General features: G+C 61.4%; 18 protein-coding genes. 6 read left to right on the top strand and 12 right to left on the bottom strand.

Annotated elements, in window-relative coordinates; genetic code table 11:
* Window positions 1–11 precede the first annotated feature (11 nt).
* From C5L13_RS10200 to C5L13_RS29470, 3 genes are read left to right on the top strand one after another with little or no spacing between them, the layout of a single operon-like run.
* The gene (locus C5L13_RS10200) at window positions 12–497 is read left to right on the top strand and encodes a MaoC family dehydratase (protein WP_105383196.1); all 486 of its coding nucleotides are present in this window, start codon (window positions 12–14) and stop codon (window positions 495–497) included.
* A 5-nt stretch (window positions 498–502) separates the two neighbouring features.
* Window positions 503–742 (top strand): hypothetical protein, encoded by a 240-nt coding sequence (locus C5L13_RS10195; protein WP_105383195.1) that lies wholly within the window; start codon window positions 503–505, stop codon window positions 740–742.
* Window positions 739–867 (top strand): hypothetical protein, encoded by a 129-nt coding sequence (locus tag C5L13_RS29470; RefSeq protein WP_280952610.1) that lies wholly within the window; start codon window positions 739–741, stop codon window positions 865–867. The genes C5L13_RS10195 and C5L13_RS29470 overlap by 4 nt, the downstream gene beginning before the upstream one ends.
* A 9-nt stretch (window positions 868–876) precedes the next feature.
* Here the strand turns inward: C5L13_RS29470 and C5L13_RS10190 are convergent, their stop codons facing one another.
* The 7 genes from C5L13_RS10190 to C5L13_RS10160 form a co-directional block, all read right to left on the bottom strand.
* Window positions 877–1,185: a hypothetical protein gene (locus tag C5L13_RS10190; protein ID WP_105383194.1), complete on the bottom strand. Its 309-nt coding sequence runs from the start codon at window positions 1,183–1,185 to the stop codon at window positions 877–879.
* 662 nt (window positions 1,186–1,847) lie between these two features.
* On the bottom strand, window positions 1,848–2,420 hold the full coding sequence (locus C5L13_RS10185; protein ID WP_105383193.1) for a sarcosine oxidase subunit gamma: 573 nt from the start codon (window positions 2,418–2,420) through the stop codon (window positions 1,848–1,850).
* Complete coding sequence (locus C5L13_RS10180; RefSeq protein ID WP_105383192.1) at window positions 2,413–5,391, bottom strand: sarcosine oxidase subunit alpha; 2,979 nt, start codon at window positions 5,389–5,391, stop codon at window positions 2,413–2,415. Before C5L13_RS10180 ends, C5L13_RS10185 begins: the two co-directional genes overlap by 8 nt.
* Window positions 5,388–5,744, bottom strand: a complete 357-nt coding sequence (locus C5L13_RS10175; RefSeq protein ID WP_105383191.1) for a sarcosine oxidase subunit delta — start codon at window positions 5,742–5,744, stop codon at window positions 5,388–5,390. The genes C5L13_RS10180 and C5L13_RS10175 overlap by 4 nt, the downstream gene beginning before the upstream one ends.
* An 11-nt stretch (window positions 5,745–5,755) precedes the next feature.
* Window positions 5,756–6,166: a hypothetical protein gene (locus tag C5L13_RS10170; RefSeq protein ID WP_105383190.1), complete on the bottom strand. Its 411-nt coding sequence runs from the start codon at window positions 6,164–6,166 to the stop codon at window positions 5,756–5,758.
* The gene (locus C5L13_RS10165; RefSeq protein WP_105383189.1) at window positions 6,166–7,419 is read right to left on the bottom strand and encodes a sarcosine oxidase subunit beta family protein; all 1,254 of its coding nucleotides are present in this window, start codon (window positions 7,417–7,419) and stop codon (window positions 6,166–6,168) included. The genes C5L13_RS10170 and C5L13_RS10165 overlap by 1 nt, the downstream gene beginning before the upstream one ends.
* Before the next feature lie 134 nt (window positions 7,420–7,553).
* Complete coding sequence (locus C5L13_RS10160; RefSeq protein ID WP_105383188.1) at window positions 7,554–8,528, bottom strand: zinc-binding dehydrogenase; 975 nt, start codon at window positions 8,526–8,528, stop codon at window positions 7,554–7,556.
* A 254-nt stretch (window positions 8,529–8,782) separates the two neighbouring features.
* On the opposite strand from C5L13_RS10160, the gene rpsU reads away from it, so the two are divergent.
* From rpsU to C5L13_RS10145, 3 genes are all read left to right on the top strand, one after another.
* Window positions 8,783–9,013, top strand: coding sequence for a 30S ribosomal protein S21 (gene rpsU, locus C5L13_RS10155; RefSeq protein ID WP_105383187.1), 231 nt, complete (start codon window positions 8,783–8,785; stop codon window positions 9,011–9,013).
* Between the two features lie 161 nt (window positions 9,014–9,174).
* On the top strand, window positions 9,175–10,062 hold the full coding sequence (locus tag C5L13_RS10150) for a tetratricopeptide repeat protein (RefSeq protein ID WP_105383186.1): 888 nt from the start codon (window positions 9,175–9,177) through the stop codon (window positions 10,060–10,062).
* A 173-nt stretch (window positions 10,063–10,235) separates the two neighbouring features.
* Complete coding sequence (locus tag C5L13_RS10145) at window positions 10,236–11,528, top strand: TadE/TadG family type IV pilus assembly protein (RefSeq protein WP_105383185.1); 1,293 nt, start codon at window positions 10,236–10,238, stop codon at window positions 11,526–11,528.
* 15 nt (window positions 11,529–11,543) lie between these two features.
* Here the strand turns inward: C5L13_RS10145 and C5L13_RS10140 are convergent, their stop codons facing one another.
* From C5L13_RS10140 to C5L13_RS10120, 5 genes are all read right to left on the bottom strand, one after another.
* A complete protein-coding gene (locus C5L13_RS10140) occupies window positions 11,544–12,272 on the bottom strand; it encodes an esterase family protein (protein WP_105383184.1) in 729 nt (242 codons plus the stop codon).
* Window positions 12,269–13,246: an acetylxylan esterase gene (locus C5L13_RS10135; protein ID WP_105383183.1), complete on the bottom strand. Its 978-nt coding sequence runs from the start codon at window positions 13,244–13,246 to the stop codon at window positions 12,269–12,271. The genes C5L13_RS10140 and C5L13_RS10135 overlap by 4 nt, the downstream gene beginning before the upstream one ends.
* On the bottom strand, window positions 13,243–13,647 hold the full coding sequence (locus C5L13_RS10130) for a PIN domain-containing protein (protein WP_105383182.1): 405 nt from the start codon (window positions 13,645–13,647) through the stop codon (window positions 13,243–13,245). The genes C5L13_RS10135 and C5L13_RS10130 overlap by 4 nt, the downstream gene beginning before the upstream one ends.
* On the bottom strand, window positions 13,637–13,867 hold the full coding sequence (locus tag C5L13_RS10125; RefSeq protein WP_105383181.1) for an AbrB/MazE/SpoVT family DNA-binding domain-containing protein: 231 nt from the start codon (window positions 13,865–13,867) through the stop codon (window positions 13,637–13,639). The genes C5L13_RS10130 and C5L13_RS10125 overlap by 11 nt, the downstream gene beginning before the upstream one ends.
* A 110-nt stretch (window positions 13,868–13,977) precedes the next feature.
* The gene (locus C5L13_RS10120) at window positions 13,978–15,378 is read right to left on the bottom strand and encodes an NAD(P)(+) transhydrogenase (Re/Si-specific) subunit beta (protein WP_105383180.1); all 1,401 of its coding nucleotides are present in this window, start codon (window positions 15,376–15,378) and stop codon (window positions 13,978–13,980) included.
* Window positions 15,379–15,394 lie beyond the last annotated feature (16 nt).

The raw sequence follows: 15,394 nt of genomic DNA, 5'->3' as shown, positions 1-15,394 counted from the left end.
AGTGAGGTCGCATGCATGAAGTTTCGCTCGCCGAAGTCGGCGGCCTGGTCGGCACCGAACTCGGCGTATCCGAGTGGATCACCGTCGACCAGACAATGATAAACCTCTTTGCCGATGCGACCCATGACCACCAGTTCATCCATGTCGATCCGGACCGCGCCGCGGCCGAAAGCCCGTTCGGCGGCACGATCGCCCATGGTTTTCTGACGCTCTCGCTGCTCTCGGCCATGAATTACGACTGCGTGCCCAAGATCCGCGAGCAGACCATGGGCATCAATTACGGTTTCGATCGCATCCGCTTCATGTCTCCGGTCAAGTCCGGCGCCCGCGTTCGCGGCCATTTCAAGCTTTCGGAGGCCCGCTTTCGGGGCGGCGGCATGTTGATGATCACCTATGACGTGTCGGTCGAGATCGAAAACGAGCTGAAGCCGGCGCTGACCGCCATCTGGACCACCATCGTCCAGTTCGACCCCAAAGACCGGCCGGAAGACGTTTGAGCGATATGGGAATTCTCAACCCCGCCGAGATCGAACAGACAAAACTTCTGGCGAATGCGCTGGATCGCGCGTCGACAGCTTGCTTTACCGTAGGCATCGTCACGCCCGTGGCGGCGATGCTGTATGGCATCGGCAATGTCGGTATCAAGTTCGGCTTAGCCGTGATAGGTTATCTGACGGGTTGGCTCGTGATCGCGGTCTTCCTACATTACATGGCGCGACGCGTTCTGAGGAAACTTGCATGACCGGAGAATGGCTTTTCGTTTCATTCGGCTTACCGGCGATTATCGCAGTCATCGCCTATACCGCCGTCCGCCTGCATGAATGGGATCTTGACCGGAAGCATAAGCATCGCCATCCGGGCGAGTGATCCCGCAGTTTACGCACCCATTTCCATGATCACGAAGGCAAGCATCGGCGGCACGGCTGTGCCGATCAGGATATTGGCCGTGGTGGGTGCCGAAAGGCCGAGCAAGGCACCGGACACGCCCGCCCCGATGAGGCCGGCGAGCGGCATGGCAAGGCCTCTGTCGAAGCCTGGAACGAAGAACGCCACGATTGCGGCCAGCGATGCCACGACGGCGACGAAGATCCCCTTCCATATCCCGACCTGTGCCAGCCTGGCGGCAATCGCCCCGCCGATCACCGCCAACAGGACCGCAATTGCCATTAACTGATATTCGCCCATGAACCCCTCCCGCTTCGATGTGCGAGAGTGCGGTTCCTGCGCCGCAAGTCAAGTCCGGCTATCGTCTTAGATCTAGCCCGGCCCGTTGCTTTATCACGCGATTTTCTCCGGCGGGCTGGAAGATCGGCACAGGCAGGACTTACGTCAAAAGGCGGCGATGCGTTCGCGGGAAGAGACGTTAGAATCGGACGACTAACCGACCACGAGGCCGTTATGGGCAAGTTGGTGTCTTTCGCACTCACACTTCTGATCTCAACGGAAGCCCTTGCGCAGCCGGGCGACCGATACGCATTCCATACAGGAACAGCCGAGCTTTCAAACCGCGTCTGGTCGCTTCACGGCGTTGCCGTCGATCGCCAGCAGAATAGAACGTGGTGGTGCGTCTACTACGTCAACGTGGAGACGATCGTCACAAAGCTTGAGTGTCTGCGTCGATCCAATCCGTCGCCGGATGTCGTTCCAAGTTGGATACCTCTAGCGCGCCGGAACACCTATCCGCCGAAAGTCGACTGGTCCGTCAGCTCGGACAGCGGTGTCCTGCAAGCCTGTATCTCGTTCACAAAAACCTCGTGCAAGAGTGTTCAGCTCGGACCGTTTCCAAGACTGCTCGAGACTGTTTCACCGACCACGATAAACAGATAGCGCTGAGGCTCAGAGATGGGTCATTTCCCGACCGCAGCGTCCCGCGCACCCTCCGACAGCAGCCCGAAGGCATAGTCGGAAAACGACCGCCAGACCTCGACCCGAAAGGCATCCTCGGCCGTCCTCAGCAGCACGATTTCCACCTTGCCGAAAATGGTCCGAGAGCATGCCCCGACTGGGAACTCCTTCAGCGACAGGTCCTGCGGGCAGCCGGCATTGATCGCTTTGTCGGCACCAGTCCCGGAGACAAGGATCGCTGTATTGCGGTGGGAAACATCGGCTGCGGAGTGCAACGCGCCGGAATTTTGGGCCGCCTGCATCAAACCGTTGCCGATTCCGGTCCCGCTTTCGTCGATCATCAGCCATTCGTCCGGTCCGAGCCAGAGCGCCGTGCGCCCGTTGGCGGAAGCGGAAGTCTTCGGCTTGACCGGCAGGTCGACACCGAGTGCGCCGGAAAGCGCCGCGACGTCTTCCGCTCTTACCCTGAGCGAAATCCGCTCGGCCGGCGGCGCGGCCTCGAGCCGGACGGTAGACGAACCACCATGAAAGCCCGCGAGAGGCAGGGCACGGGTAGCAGTTCCAAGATCAGCCATGGATGCGGCCTCCTTCCTTGTCGAAGAACACCATGTCGGTCACTTCCACTTCGATCGTCTGATCCTTGAGCGGCACGTAGAGCGTCTTGCCGACAAGCGACCTTCCGCCGGCAACAAGCGCCAGCGCGATCGAACGGCCGCAGTTTTCCGACCAATAGGCCGAGGTCACATGGCCGAGCATGGTCATCGGCTTCGGCTGGTTCGGATCGGCGACGATCTGGCCGCCCTCCTCCAGCACCACATCCGGGCTTTTGGTCAAAAGCCCGACAAGCTGCTTGCGCCCGTCGCGGACGAGGTCCGGACGCTTCAAACCGCGGATACCGACATAGTCCGTCTTCTTCTTCGAGACCGCCCAGCCGAGCGCTGCGTCGTCAGGAGTCACCGTGCCGTCCGTATCCTGGCCGACGATGATATAACCCTTCTCCGCGCGCAGCACGTGCATGGTTTCGGTGCCGTAGAGGCAGGCGCCCATGCTTTCCGCTCGCTCCCAGATCGCCTTCCACACCGCCGGGCCGTAATCGGCCGGCACGTTGACTTCGAAGCCGAGTTCGCCGGTAAACGACATGCGAAACAGCCGCGACGGCACGCCCATGACGGTGCATTCCGCAACGCTCATATGCGGGAAGGCTTCGTTGGAGATGTCGAGCCCTTCCACGAAGGGCTGGATGATCTCGCGCGCCTTCGGCCCCTGGACCGCGATCACCGCCCATTGCTCGGTGGTCGAGGTCAGCCAGACCTTGAGATGCGGGAATTCCGTCTGGAGATAGTCCTCCATGTGATGCAGCACGCGCGGCGCACCGCCGGTCGTGGTCGTCACGTGGAAACGGTCTTCGGCGAGACGTCCGACGACGCCGTCGTCGTACACGAAGCCGTCTTCGCGGGTCATGATGCCGTAGCGGCATTTGCCGGGCTTCAGCGTGTCCCAGGCATTCGTGTAGAGCAGGTTGAGGAATTGCGCCGCATCCGGGCCGACCACCTCGATCTTGCCGAGTGTCGATGCGTCGAATACGCCCGCCACGTCGCGCACCGTCCGGCATTCCCGGTTGACGGCAGCATGCATATCCTCGCCGCGCTTCGGGAAATACCAGGCGCGCTTCCAGTTGCCTACATCCTCGAACTCGGCGCCTTCGGCCGCTTCGAGCGTATGCATCGGCGTCTTGCGGGCCGGGTCGAAGAGGTCGCCGCGCGAATGGCCGACCAGCGTGCCGTAGGTCACCGGCGTATAGGGCGCCCGGAACGTGGTGAGCCCGACCTTGGGGATCGGACGCCCGAGCATTTCGGCGGCGATCGCCAGCCCGTGCATGTTGGAAAGCTTGCCCTGGTCGGAAGCCATGCCATTCGTGGTGAAGCGCTTGATGTGCTCGATCGAATGCATGCCTTCGCGCACCGCAAGACGGATATCCTTGGCCGTCACGTCATGCTGGAAATCAACGAAGGCCTTGACCACCTTGTCCGGCCCCGCTCCCTCGGCGGCGCCGATCATGCCGCCGGTCCATTCGAACCTGTTCTCGCCGGTCAGCGCGAGCGCGCCGCTACCGGCCGCAATCGCCTCGTCGATCAGGTCGGAAAGGTCGTCGGTGCCGTTGCAGGCGCCGACCGATATGCAATCCTGGGCGTAGATATCCGGCAGGAAACGCTGGTTGGCCTCGTCGAAGCGCAGCTTGCCGCGCGACTGGGAGAAGAGATGCACCGAAGGCGTCCAGCCGGCCGAAACGATCAGCGCATCGACGGCAATCTTGCGGGCATTCGACGCGCCGTTGCGCGCCACCGTCATGGAGGAGACACGCAAGCGTCCGGATGTGTTGGTGACGGAATGCCCGGTCAGCACGTCGATGCCGAGCGCGCGGGCCTCCGCGAGAACCGCATCGCCCGGATGGCTGCGGCAATCGACGATCGCTGCGATCGAGACGCCGGCGCGCTTCAGGTCGAAGGCGGCCTCATAAGCCGAATCGTGCGCCGTGTAGACGCCGACTTGTCTGCCGACCGCAACGCCGTGGTGGTTCAGGAAGGTTCGTGCCGCCGAGGCCAGCATGATGCCCGGCCGGTCGTTGTTGGCAAAAACCATGTGCCGTTCGATCGAGCCGGTGGCGAGAACCACGCGTTTCGCCCGCACCTGCCACAGCCGCTCGCGGGGGAGGTCCCTGCCCGGCCGCGCCAGATGATCGGTGACACGTTCCACAAGGCCGAGAAAACCGTGATTGTAATAACCGAACACGGTCGTGCGGGTCAGCACCGTGACGTTCGGCATCGCCTTGAGTCTGGCGGCCGCCGCCTGTGCCCACTCGTAACCGTTCTGGCCGTCGATCGTGGTCCCCGCATCGAAATGCAGCGCACCGCCGACTTCCGGCTGTTCGTCGACGAGGAAGACGCTGACGCCCGTAGCAGCGGCCGAAAGCGCCGCCGTAAGCCCTGCTACGCCGGCCCCGGCGATCAGCACGTCGCCATGGGCGTAGCGGCTGGTGTAGTGATCCGGATCCTCCTCCTTCGGCGCTTCGCCGAGGCCGGCTGCGCGGCGAATGAAGGGTTCGTAGAGTTTGTGCCAGGCTTCCTTCGGCCACATGAAGGTCTTGTAGTAGAAGCCGGCGGCGAAGAACGGCGAAAGCAGATCGTTGAAGGCGCCGACATCATGTTTCAGCGACGGCCAGCGGTTCTGCGAGGCGATCCTGACGCCGTCGAAGACTTCCTGCACGGTGGCGCGCACGTTCGGCTGGCGACGGCCCGCATCGCGGGAAACGTCGAGCAGCGCATTCGGCTCTTCCGGCCCGGCGGAGAGAATCCCGCGCGGACGATGGTATTTGAACGAGCGGCCGACCAGATGCACGCCATGCGCCAGAAGCGCGGAGGCAACCGTATCGCCTTCCATGGCCGTATAGGTCTTGCCGTCGAAGGTGAAGCGCGCGGTCTTGGCCGGCGTGTGGCGGCCCGCATCCTTGATGCGGAAGGCGCCGAGATCTTTGGGAGAAGCGCTCATCGGGCGTCTCCTTCCGTCGCTTCCCAGGTTTCGACGGTCTTTTCCTCTGCGATCGCTGCGGTTTCTTCCGCTGTCGGGATCGGCTGTTTCGGCAGGCCTGCCTTGTACGTCATCAGGAACCTGTCGCTCACGGTGTCGCGGGCCGCATTGAAGAAACGGCCGCAGCCGTGGATATGCCGCCAGCGCTCATAGGTGAGGCCTTTTTCGTTGTTGCGCAGGAAGAAGTATTCGGCGAATTCCTCGTCGGTGATCGCCGCGATGTTTTCCGGCCGGGCGATATGCGCCTCGCCGGCCCAGCGGAATTCGAGTTCCGAGCGATCTTCCTCGCAATAGGGACAATGGATCAGGAGCATCGTCGGTTCACCTAAAGAGCAGTATCCCGAAGCTTGGCTCCGGCGGGTTGATCACACAGGCGCTTTCCCATCGCGAGATAAGGAGAGAGCCGCTTTACGAGCTGTTCGAAATTGTCAAAGGGCCTGAGCACCGAGTTGCGCCCGAGGTTGACCAGAGCCACGGTCATCATGTTCTCATGGAGCGCGAACGGATATTCGCTCTCGCCCTCTTCATCTTCCGGCACGAAATAGACGAACCGGTTCTTCCAGCTCGGCGCGCAAAGAAGCAGCCCTTTTTCGGCAACGAAAGGCCAATCCGTTTCACCTCGGACCCGGTGAATCTCCTGGGTGCGGAAATCCTTGGGTTCCGGAATGAAATCATTGACTGACGCGGCTGTTGCCGCGCCTCCGATGCCGACTGAAAGAAGGGCCGCCGCCATCATCAATGTGCCACGGCGGCAGCCGCCGCTTCGTCGATCAGGCGCCCGGTGCGGAACCGGTCGAGCGTCAGCCCCGAGGCCAAGCGGTGTGGCTCGCCCCTGGCGATCAGATGCGCGAAGAGGTTTGCCGAACCCGGCGTCGCCTTGAACCCGCCGGTACCCCAGCCGCAGTTGACGAACAGGCCCGGCACAGGGGTTACGCCCTGGATCGGCGAACGGTCGGGCGTGTTGTCGGTGATGCCGCCCCACTGACGCATCATCTTGACGCGCCGGAAGATCGGGAAAAGCTCGCAGATCGCATCCAAAGTATGGGTGATGATCTGCAGGCCGCCGGTCTGGGAATAGGAATTGTACTGGTCGGTGCCGGCGCCGATGACGAGTTCGCCCTTGTCGGACTGCGAGATATAGGCATGCACCGTGTTCGACATGACGACGCAGGGGAAGATCGGCTTCAGGGGTTCGGAAACCAGCGCCTGAAGCGGAGTGGAATGCAGCGGCACGCGCACGCCCGCCATTTCCATGACGACCGAGGAATGGCCGGCAGCCGAGACGCCGATCTTCTTCGCGCCGATGAAGCCGCGCGTCGTTTCGACGCCCTGCACCTCGCCGTTCGGCCCGCGGCGGATGCCGGTCACCTCGCAGTTCTGGATGACATGCACGCCGCGATCCGACGCCGCGCGGGCATAGCCCCAGGCGACGGCATCGTGGCGGGCGGTGCCGCCGCGCCGCTGCAGGGTAGCGCCATTGATCGGGTAGCGCGCCGTCTTGGAGATATCGAGCGGCGGACAGTAGGCTTTGGCCTGCTCCGGCGTCAGCCATTCGTTGTCGATGCCGTAGAGCCTGTGGGCGTTGATATGCCGCCTGAACGACTGCTGGTCATGCACATTGTGCGACAGCATCATCACGCCCCGCGGCGAATACATGACGTTGTAGTTGAGATCTTGGCTCAAGCCTTCCCAGAGTTTCAGGGAATGCTCGTAGATGTCCATGCTCTCTTCATAGAGATAGTTGGAGCGGATGATCGTCGTGTTGCGGCCGGTATTGCCACCGCCGAGCCATCCCTTTTCGATCACCGCGACATTGGTGATGCCGTGTTCCTTGGCGAGATAATAGGCTGCGCCGAGGCCATGGCCGCCGGCGCCGATGATGATGACGTCGTAGCTCGAGCGCGGCTCCGGCGAACTCCACTGAGCCTCCCAGCCCTTGTGGGCGCGCATCGCCTCGCGGGCTATGGCGAAAATCGAATATTTGCGCATCTCGCCTCAAACTCCTGGGATCGACAAACCGGCCATTCTGGGTAGAGCCATACCCATCGCAAATCAATATGCGTCGCAATGGCTGTTTTGCGACGCATTCGAGGATTGTTTCGACACGGGAGATAGCGCGCCCGTCATGCCCTGAGCAGCACTTTGCCTTTACGCCCGGGCTCGGCCGCAGCAGCAGCGGCCTTCGCGACATCCGACAGGTCGAAGACTTCCGAGACCGTAAGCTGGACCGCACCGCCGGAAACGCCCTGAATGATCTCGCCGACCAGGCTTCTCAGCTTCTCGGGCGGCAGCGTCGGCGCGATTTTCGCAAGCCAGAATCCCTTGACCTCCGCCTGCTTGAAGATCAGGTCGCTGGCCGACAGCTCCATGGGCTCGCCGGACATCAGCCCGAAGGAAACGAGCACGCCCTTTTCCCCGAGAAGCGACAGCAGTTCGCCGGACGAACGCCCGCCGACACCGTCTATGGCAGCACCGATCCGCGCGCCGCCGGTCATCTCTTTCACACGGCCCTCCCAGTCCTCGCGCGCCGTGGAAACGACATTGTCGACGCCAAGCTGATTGAGTTCGGCAACGGCCTCGTCGCGACGGACAAGATTGACCACCCGGATGCCGCGCGGTTTCGCAAACATTGCAAGCGCCTTGCCCACGGCGCCGTTGGCAGCGTTCTGGACAATCCAGCCGCCCGCCTCGACGCCGACGAAATCAAGAAGCGTCAGCGCGCTCAACGGCATTGAAATCAGCTGTGCGCCCGCCTCGTCCGATATGGAATCCGGCAGCGGAACGACGGCGGCGGCCGAGGCGATATAGTATTCGGACCAGGTGCCGCGACCGGAAGCAGCAACCCGCTGCCCGACCTTCAGATGCACCACACCATCCCCGACGGCGTCGACCAGCCCCACGGCTTCCGTGCCGGCGACCGCCGGCAATTGGGGCTTGTAGCCGTATTGACCGCTGACGGTCAGCAGGTCGTGGTTGTGGATAGCCGACATGATCATCCTGATCCGCGCCTCGCCAGGACCGGGCTCGGGCAACGGCCTCTCGTCGAGCCGAAGAACGTCGGAAGGTGAACCGAATTGCGAATGGACTGCGCTGCGCATGAAACTCTCCCGGTGCTGTTTTCACGGATAGCAGGATCAACGGTTGTGATATAGGCCCGAAGCCCTCCATTCAAAGCACCGCGGCCCGAAAGCTTGTTTTGATCGATAAAGGGTATCGACCGTCTGGACTTCCGCAGACTCTTCTGCTATCTGCCTTCACCAATCGCTCAGGCTCACGCCGGGCGGACGTTATTTTTTCGCCTCGAATCGTACCGATCAGGGCGAGCAACCAAAACCAAAGGAACGGGATTCACGTGCAGGTACTAGTCCGCGACAACAACGTCGACCAGGCGCTCCGCGCTCTCAAGAAAAAGATGCAGCGCGAAGGCATTTTCCGTGAAATGAAGATGCGCGACTACTACGAAAAGCCGTCGCAGAAGCGCGCCCGCGAAAAGGCCGAAGCTGTTCGTCGCGTTCGCAAGCTTGCCCGCAAGCGTGCCCAGCGCGAAGGCCTGATCGCCGCCCCTGCGCGCCCGAGCCGTTGATCGGCCGTTATTTCGACGTTTTCTAATGCTTGTAGGGCGGTGGCGACATGGGCGCCGCCGCTCTTTTTGATTTGGTCCAGAACCGACTGCATGTTCGGCCCCGAATGGGGTAAAGGCATGCAGGAAACTACCCTTTCGCCCGATAAGAGGAAAAGCGTCTGATGGCCGCCAAAACTGCCGTTCTCAATCGTGGAACTGAAATTTCCGGCCCTTCGATCATCTTTTCCAGTATTCGCGGCAAGACCGCACTTTCAGCTACCCTTCTGACGCTTGCGCTCGCCGGTTGCTCGACGACCAATACCACCTCGGACATGATCACCGTGGACCGCGCACAGGGCAGCCAGGAAAACATTGCGTCGCTCTCCACCGTCATCAATTCCAGCCCGAACGATCCGGAAGGCTACAACGTGCGTGGGACGGCCTACGGGCGCGCCGGTGAGTTCTCACGCGCACTCAACGATTTCAACCGTGCCATCCAGATCAATCCGCAGTTCTACCAGGCCTATGCCAACCGGGCGCTCGTCTATCGCAACATGGGCAAGCCGGTGGAAGCCGCCAACGACTATAATCGGGCACTGCAGATCAATGCTAACTACGACGTCGCCTATATCGGCCGCGGCAATATCTACCGGCAGGCGGGCCGCACCAACGAAGCCTTCAACGATTTCTCCAAGGCGATCGATCTGGACACTACCGACGGCCGCGCTTACCACAATCGCGGCCTGATCTATCAGCTTCGCGGCCAGCATGCCCAGGCAATCGAGGACTTTGCCAAGGCGATCTCGCTCTCGCCGAATTCGGCAGAACCCTATAACGGGCGCGGCATTTCCTACGTGGCGCTGAACGACGACGACAATGCGTTTGCGGATTTCAACCATGCCATCGAGCTCAACGACAAGCTCGCCGAATCATGGGCAAACCAGGCATTGGTCTATGAGCGGCGTGGCGACAAGGCACGCGCCTACAAGTCCTACTCGCATGCCATCCGCCTGGACCCGAACTACAAGCCGGCCCAGGATGGCGCCGCGCGCACCCGCGCAACGAGCTGACGCGGCATCATAGCGGAGCTGCTGGACCAGGCTGACGGAGCGAATGCAGGGACACGGCTTGGCAGTATCGCCAGCCTCCGTCCGTTTATCCCTAATATGCGTAAACTATAAACTCTAATAAAGGCGTTACGCTTATAAGATATTCTGTGCCCGTCGAAATCGAGGGGCGCGGGATGCTTGAGAGATTACTGAGAGACAAATCCGGCAACTTTGGCCTGATGAGCGCTCTGATGCTCGTGCCGCTTATCGGCGTGGCCGGCCTCTCCATCGATTTCGCAGATGCCCTGATGATCAAGCAGCAGCTTCAGGATTCCGCCGACGCGGCGGCGCTCGGAGCCGTCGCTGAAAGTTCGATCGGCGTGGCGGAAGCCATGAAGATGACGGGCAACGGCTCCATCGAAGTTGCGATCAAGGATGCCGAGAACATTTTCCGCGGGCAGCTTGCGAAAAGCGGCGGATTCACGCTCAACGACGTCGATGCCAAGGTGGTCCGCGAGGACAATCAGCTCAAGGCCGTCTTCAGCTATTCGGCCACCATTCCGACCACCCTGCTCAACGTCATCGGCAAGGATACCATGACCATCGCGGGCACGGCCACGGCGGTCTTCCAGACGGAGACTTTTCGCGATTTCTATCTGCTGCTCGACAATACGCCGTCCATGGGAGTGGCCGCCACCCCTGACGATATCAACACGATGGTGGCAAGCACGCCTGACGGGTGTGCCTTTGCCTGCCATATCGTCAAGAATGGCGTGGAAGATCCGAACAGCTACTATAATCTCGCCAAGAGCCTCGGCGTCACCATCCGCATCAACGTCGTCGCCCAGGCGACGGCCGCGCTGATGGACACCGCCATAAAAGTCCGCAAGAGCCCCAACCAGTTCCGCATGGCCGTCTACACCTTCGGTGAAAAGGCGGAAGACACCAAGCTTCTCGAAATTTCCTCGCTGAGCGACGACCTGAAGACCGCCAAGGCCAAGGCCGCGCTGATCGACCTGATGTCCATTCCCAAACAAAACTACAACAACGACCAACAGACGGATTTCGACCGCGCCCTGAAGGATATCGGCAAGAAGATGGACAAGCCCGGAACCGGCCTCAGCGCCGCCAGCCCGGAAAAGATCATCTTCTTCGTTTCCGATGGCGTGAACGACAGCGCCAAGGGCTCTGGCTGCACGAAAAGAACGAAGGGAACCCGGTGCCAGGAACCGATCGACACCAAAGCTTGCGACAAACTGAAGGCGGAAGGCTATAAGATCGCAGTTCTCTACACGACCTATCTGCCCCTGCCCTCCGACGGTTGGTACAGAGACTGGATCGCTCCGTTCCAGGGCGAGATCAGCCCCCGCATGCAGGCCTGCGCCACGCCCGGCTACTTCTTCGAAGTCGGCCCCTCGCAGGGCATTACCGAAGCGATGAACGCCCTGTTCCTGAAAATCGTCAGCACTCCGCGTCTCGCCAGCTGACGCCTGGAGAACTCGTCAAATATAAAGGGCGGCCATTCTGCGCCAGGCCCCGGCCCGGTGGGCGCGCCCGTCCCATACATGCATCTGGTGACCGACGCCCTTTTCGGCCAGCACCTGGCTCAGGTGACGGTTGTTGTCGAGGAAGGGATCGGCATTGCCGATGGTCAGGACGATCTCGACCTGTCTCAGCCTGTCCAGCCGCCAATCACCGGAAAGCCCGGGAAGAAAATGTGACGGGGTGTGGAAATAGACTGCATCGTCGTAATAGCCTTCCAGAAGGTCGCCAAAGGACTCGACCCTGAGCGTCAGATCATAACGGCCCGAAAAGGCGACGAGCTTGCGGAAAAGATGCGGATGTCGGAAGACGAGGCTTGCCGCCTGATAGGCGCCGAGACTGCAGCCCTGCGCAATGGTGCAGTCGTGCGGGTTCTTCGCCGCCATCAGCGGCAGGACTTCGTTGAGGATATAGGCTTCGAAGGCTTCGTGACGGCGCAGGCGATCTGCCGGATGCCAGTGGCCGGCATAAAAAGTTTCCCTCGCGAGCCCCTCGACGCAATAGAGCTGCAGATGGCCGGCGGTGATCTTGTCGGTCAGGCTCGCGACGAGGCCGAGTTCTTCATATTCGAAGAAGCGCCCGTCCCGCGTCGGGAACATCAGCACCTTGGCGCCGGCATGGCCGAACACCAGGAGTTCCATGTCCCGGTGAAGCCTGGGGCTGTACCAGCGATGATATTCGCGGTTCATGACGCTCCGAAGAAAGACCTGACCTTCTCGCTGAGGATTGCGTGTTGCGCCTCCTGGCCAGGATAATCGAAATGCCCGGCGTCCAGGATGAAGATTTCATTAAATTTTGAGGGCGCCAAAGGCGGCGGCAGCGCATTGGCGACCGCGAACTGACAGGGCGGCGCCACCGCCGGATCGAAAAGCGCAACGCTCATCAGCATCGGCACGCTGATACGGCCAGCGGCAACCGCCGAATCGTGCAGCCGCAGCGTTGCAAGCGCGTTCCCATATGTCCGCTGATACGTCTGCACCGCCGCGGCGCTGCCGATGCTCGGCAGCCTGAGCCTCAACTCCTGATGCCCGAAGGTCGGCAGCGACAGATGTCCGCGACAGATGCGGCTGTCATAGGCAATCCCGAGCCCGCCGATGCCGCCGCCGAAGCTGACGCCGCTATAGCCGATCCGGCCGGCAAGCCAGGGGTAAAGAAGGAGCAGCGTGGTGACCGCGATCCAGAGATCGTCGACGCAGCCCCCGATGATGTAGCGCTCAGGCTTGTCGATGTCATGCAGCACATGCCAGCTGGACTCGGACGAGATCGGTGGCCGCGCGCTCCGCGACATGCCCCGGAAGCAGGGGAAAAGCAGCGCCGTCTCTTCCACCGGCATATCGAAATCCGGCGCGTCGCGCCCGCCATAACCATGCCCGACGACCAGCCCGCGCCGCACTTCGCCTTGCCGCGGCAGAAGAAGCCAGCCGCCGATCGGAAAGGCGCCGCTCGACATATAGGTGAGGTCGAAGACATGCCATTTCGGATGGGCGAGCTTGCTTTTCTGAAGTTTTGGCCGGGGATCGACGCTCAGCGCCCGCCGATAACGGCGCTCCCAGAACTCATCAAAACCCTCCGGCGCCTCCGGCGGCGCTATAGCCCGGAGTTCCTTGAGCCCCAGGCCACAAGTCGGATCGAAATCGAAGGGGTGGGAGGTGGGGATGGTCATACAGATCTTTTAAGAGGATTGATGATCGAAAGGCTCTCGATTCGGATGCCGTCTTGAAGGTCCTCGGAAAATAGAACGTCGCAATCGCTGGCAAGCGCCGCGGCAACGATCATCGCATCATATATCGAGAAATTATACCGTTCAGCCAATTGCAGGCCTTTGTCGTGGATTTGGGTAGTCAGGGGAACGACGGTCAACAGGGCCCGGATCGTTGTCAGAAAGGAATGAGTATCCTCCCAGGAAAATCCCATCTTGCGCCGTGCGACGTGAACGAATTCGTTCAGGACCTGAACGCTGATCGCTCCACCCAAATCGACCGCGCGCTCCGCCGCCGCCGCCTTTGTGGCATCGCCTGAAGCAAGATAGAGCAGGATATTGGTGTCATAGAAATTACCGGGCATTAGCCTCGTCCCGGTCGAACACGAAGTCCTCGGGCAGACGACCGCGGAATTTCCTCAACCGCTGAAGAAGTTCCTCGCGTGTAGGCTTGCGCGCCACTTCGAACTCCCTTGCGTCGACGGCGCGTATCTGGATCTCGTCGCCTTCCTTCAGTTCAAGAGCTTCGACCACTGCCGCGGGCAGCCGAACCGCGAGACTGTTACCCCATTTGGAAACCTGCATGGCGCTCTCCCGGATAAACATCTTGACGGTGTATATCTAGCATATCTGATGCATTAAAAAAGCCCGGCATCGCCGGGCTTTTCGTTCGTTATTCGCTGTCTGAGGATCGGTCAGTGCTTCATCGCCTTGACGATATCTTCCGTCATCTTCTTGGCGTCGCCGAGCAGCATCATCGTGCCGTCCTTGTAGAACAGCGTGTTGTCGATGCCGGCGTAGCCGGAGCCGAGCGAGCGTTTGACGAAGAGGCAGGTCTTGGCCTTGTCGACATCGAGGATCGGCATGCCGTAGATCGGCGAGGTCTTGTCGTCGCGGGCTGCCGGGTTGGTAACGTCGTTGGCGCCGATGACATAGGCGACGTCCGCCTGCGCGAACTCCGCATTGATGTCTTCGAGCTCGAAAACCTCGTCATAGGGCACGTTGGCTTCCGCGAGCAGCACGTTCATATGGCCCGGCATACGCCCGGCGACCGGATGGATCGCGTATTTGACCTCGACGCCGTGGCTCTTCAGCGTATCGGCGAGCTCGCGCAGCGCATGCTGCGCCTGGGCGACCGCCATGCCGTAGCCCGGCACGATGATCACCTTCTCGGCGTTCTGCATCAGGAAGGCCGCGTCGTCGGCAGAGCCTTGCTTCACCGTCCGCTGCACGCCGTCGTCGCTAGCTGCCCCAGCCGTCTCGCCGCCGAAGCCGCCGAGGATGACCGAGATGAAGGAGCGGTTCATGCCCTTGCACATGATGTAGGAGAGGATCGCACCCGACGACCCGACCAGTGCGCCGGTGATGATCAGCGCCAGGTTGCCGAGCGTGAAGCCGATGCCGGCGGCGGCCCAGCCCGAATAGGAATTCAGCATCGACACGACGACCGGCATGTCGGCGCCGCCGATCGGCACGATGATCAACACGCCAAGCACAAGCGCTAGGACGACGATCAGCCAGAAATCAGCATGGCTTTCGGTCTGCACGAGCCCGATCATGAAGATGACGATCAGCAGCAGCAGGCCGGCATTGATGAAGTGCCTGTAGGGCAGCATGATCGGTTTGCCAGACATGCGTCCGTCAAGCTTCAGGAAGGCGATGACCGATCCGGTAAAGGTGATCGCGCCGATCGCCGCGCCGAGCGCCAGTTCGATCAGCGCCTGGCCGTGGATCGCGCCGGGCTCGCCGATGCCGAAGGAATCCGGCGCATAGAGCGCTGCAGCCGCCACCATGACGGCGGCAAAGCCGACCAGCGAATGGAAGCCGGCGACGAGCTGCGGCATCGCCGTCATCGGAATGGTGCGGGCGATATAGGCCCCTGCCCCACCACCGATGGCGAGCGCCAGTACGATCAGGATGAACCCGCCGAAGCTCGGCGTGGCGAGAAGGAGGGTCGTGCCGATGGCAATCCCCATGCCGACCATGCCGTAGACATTGCCCTTGCGGCTGGTGGTCGGGTGGGAAAGCCCGCGCAGTGCCATGATGAACAGCACGCCGGAGACGAGATAAAGGAAGGCTGCGAAATTCTGCGACATATGTTTCCAGAACCCC

Source organism: Neorhizobium alkalisoli, from assembly GCF_002968635.1.
GTDB classification, from domain to species: Bacteria; Pseudomonadota; Alphaproteobacteria; order Rhizobiales; family Rhizobiaceae; genus Neorhizobium; species Neorhizobium alkalisoli.
Note: the sequence above shows the minus strand (reverse complement) of the source record. Positions and strands in the feature narration are given on the sequence as shown.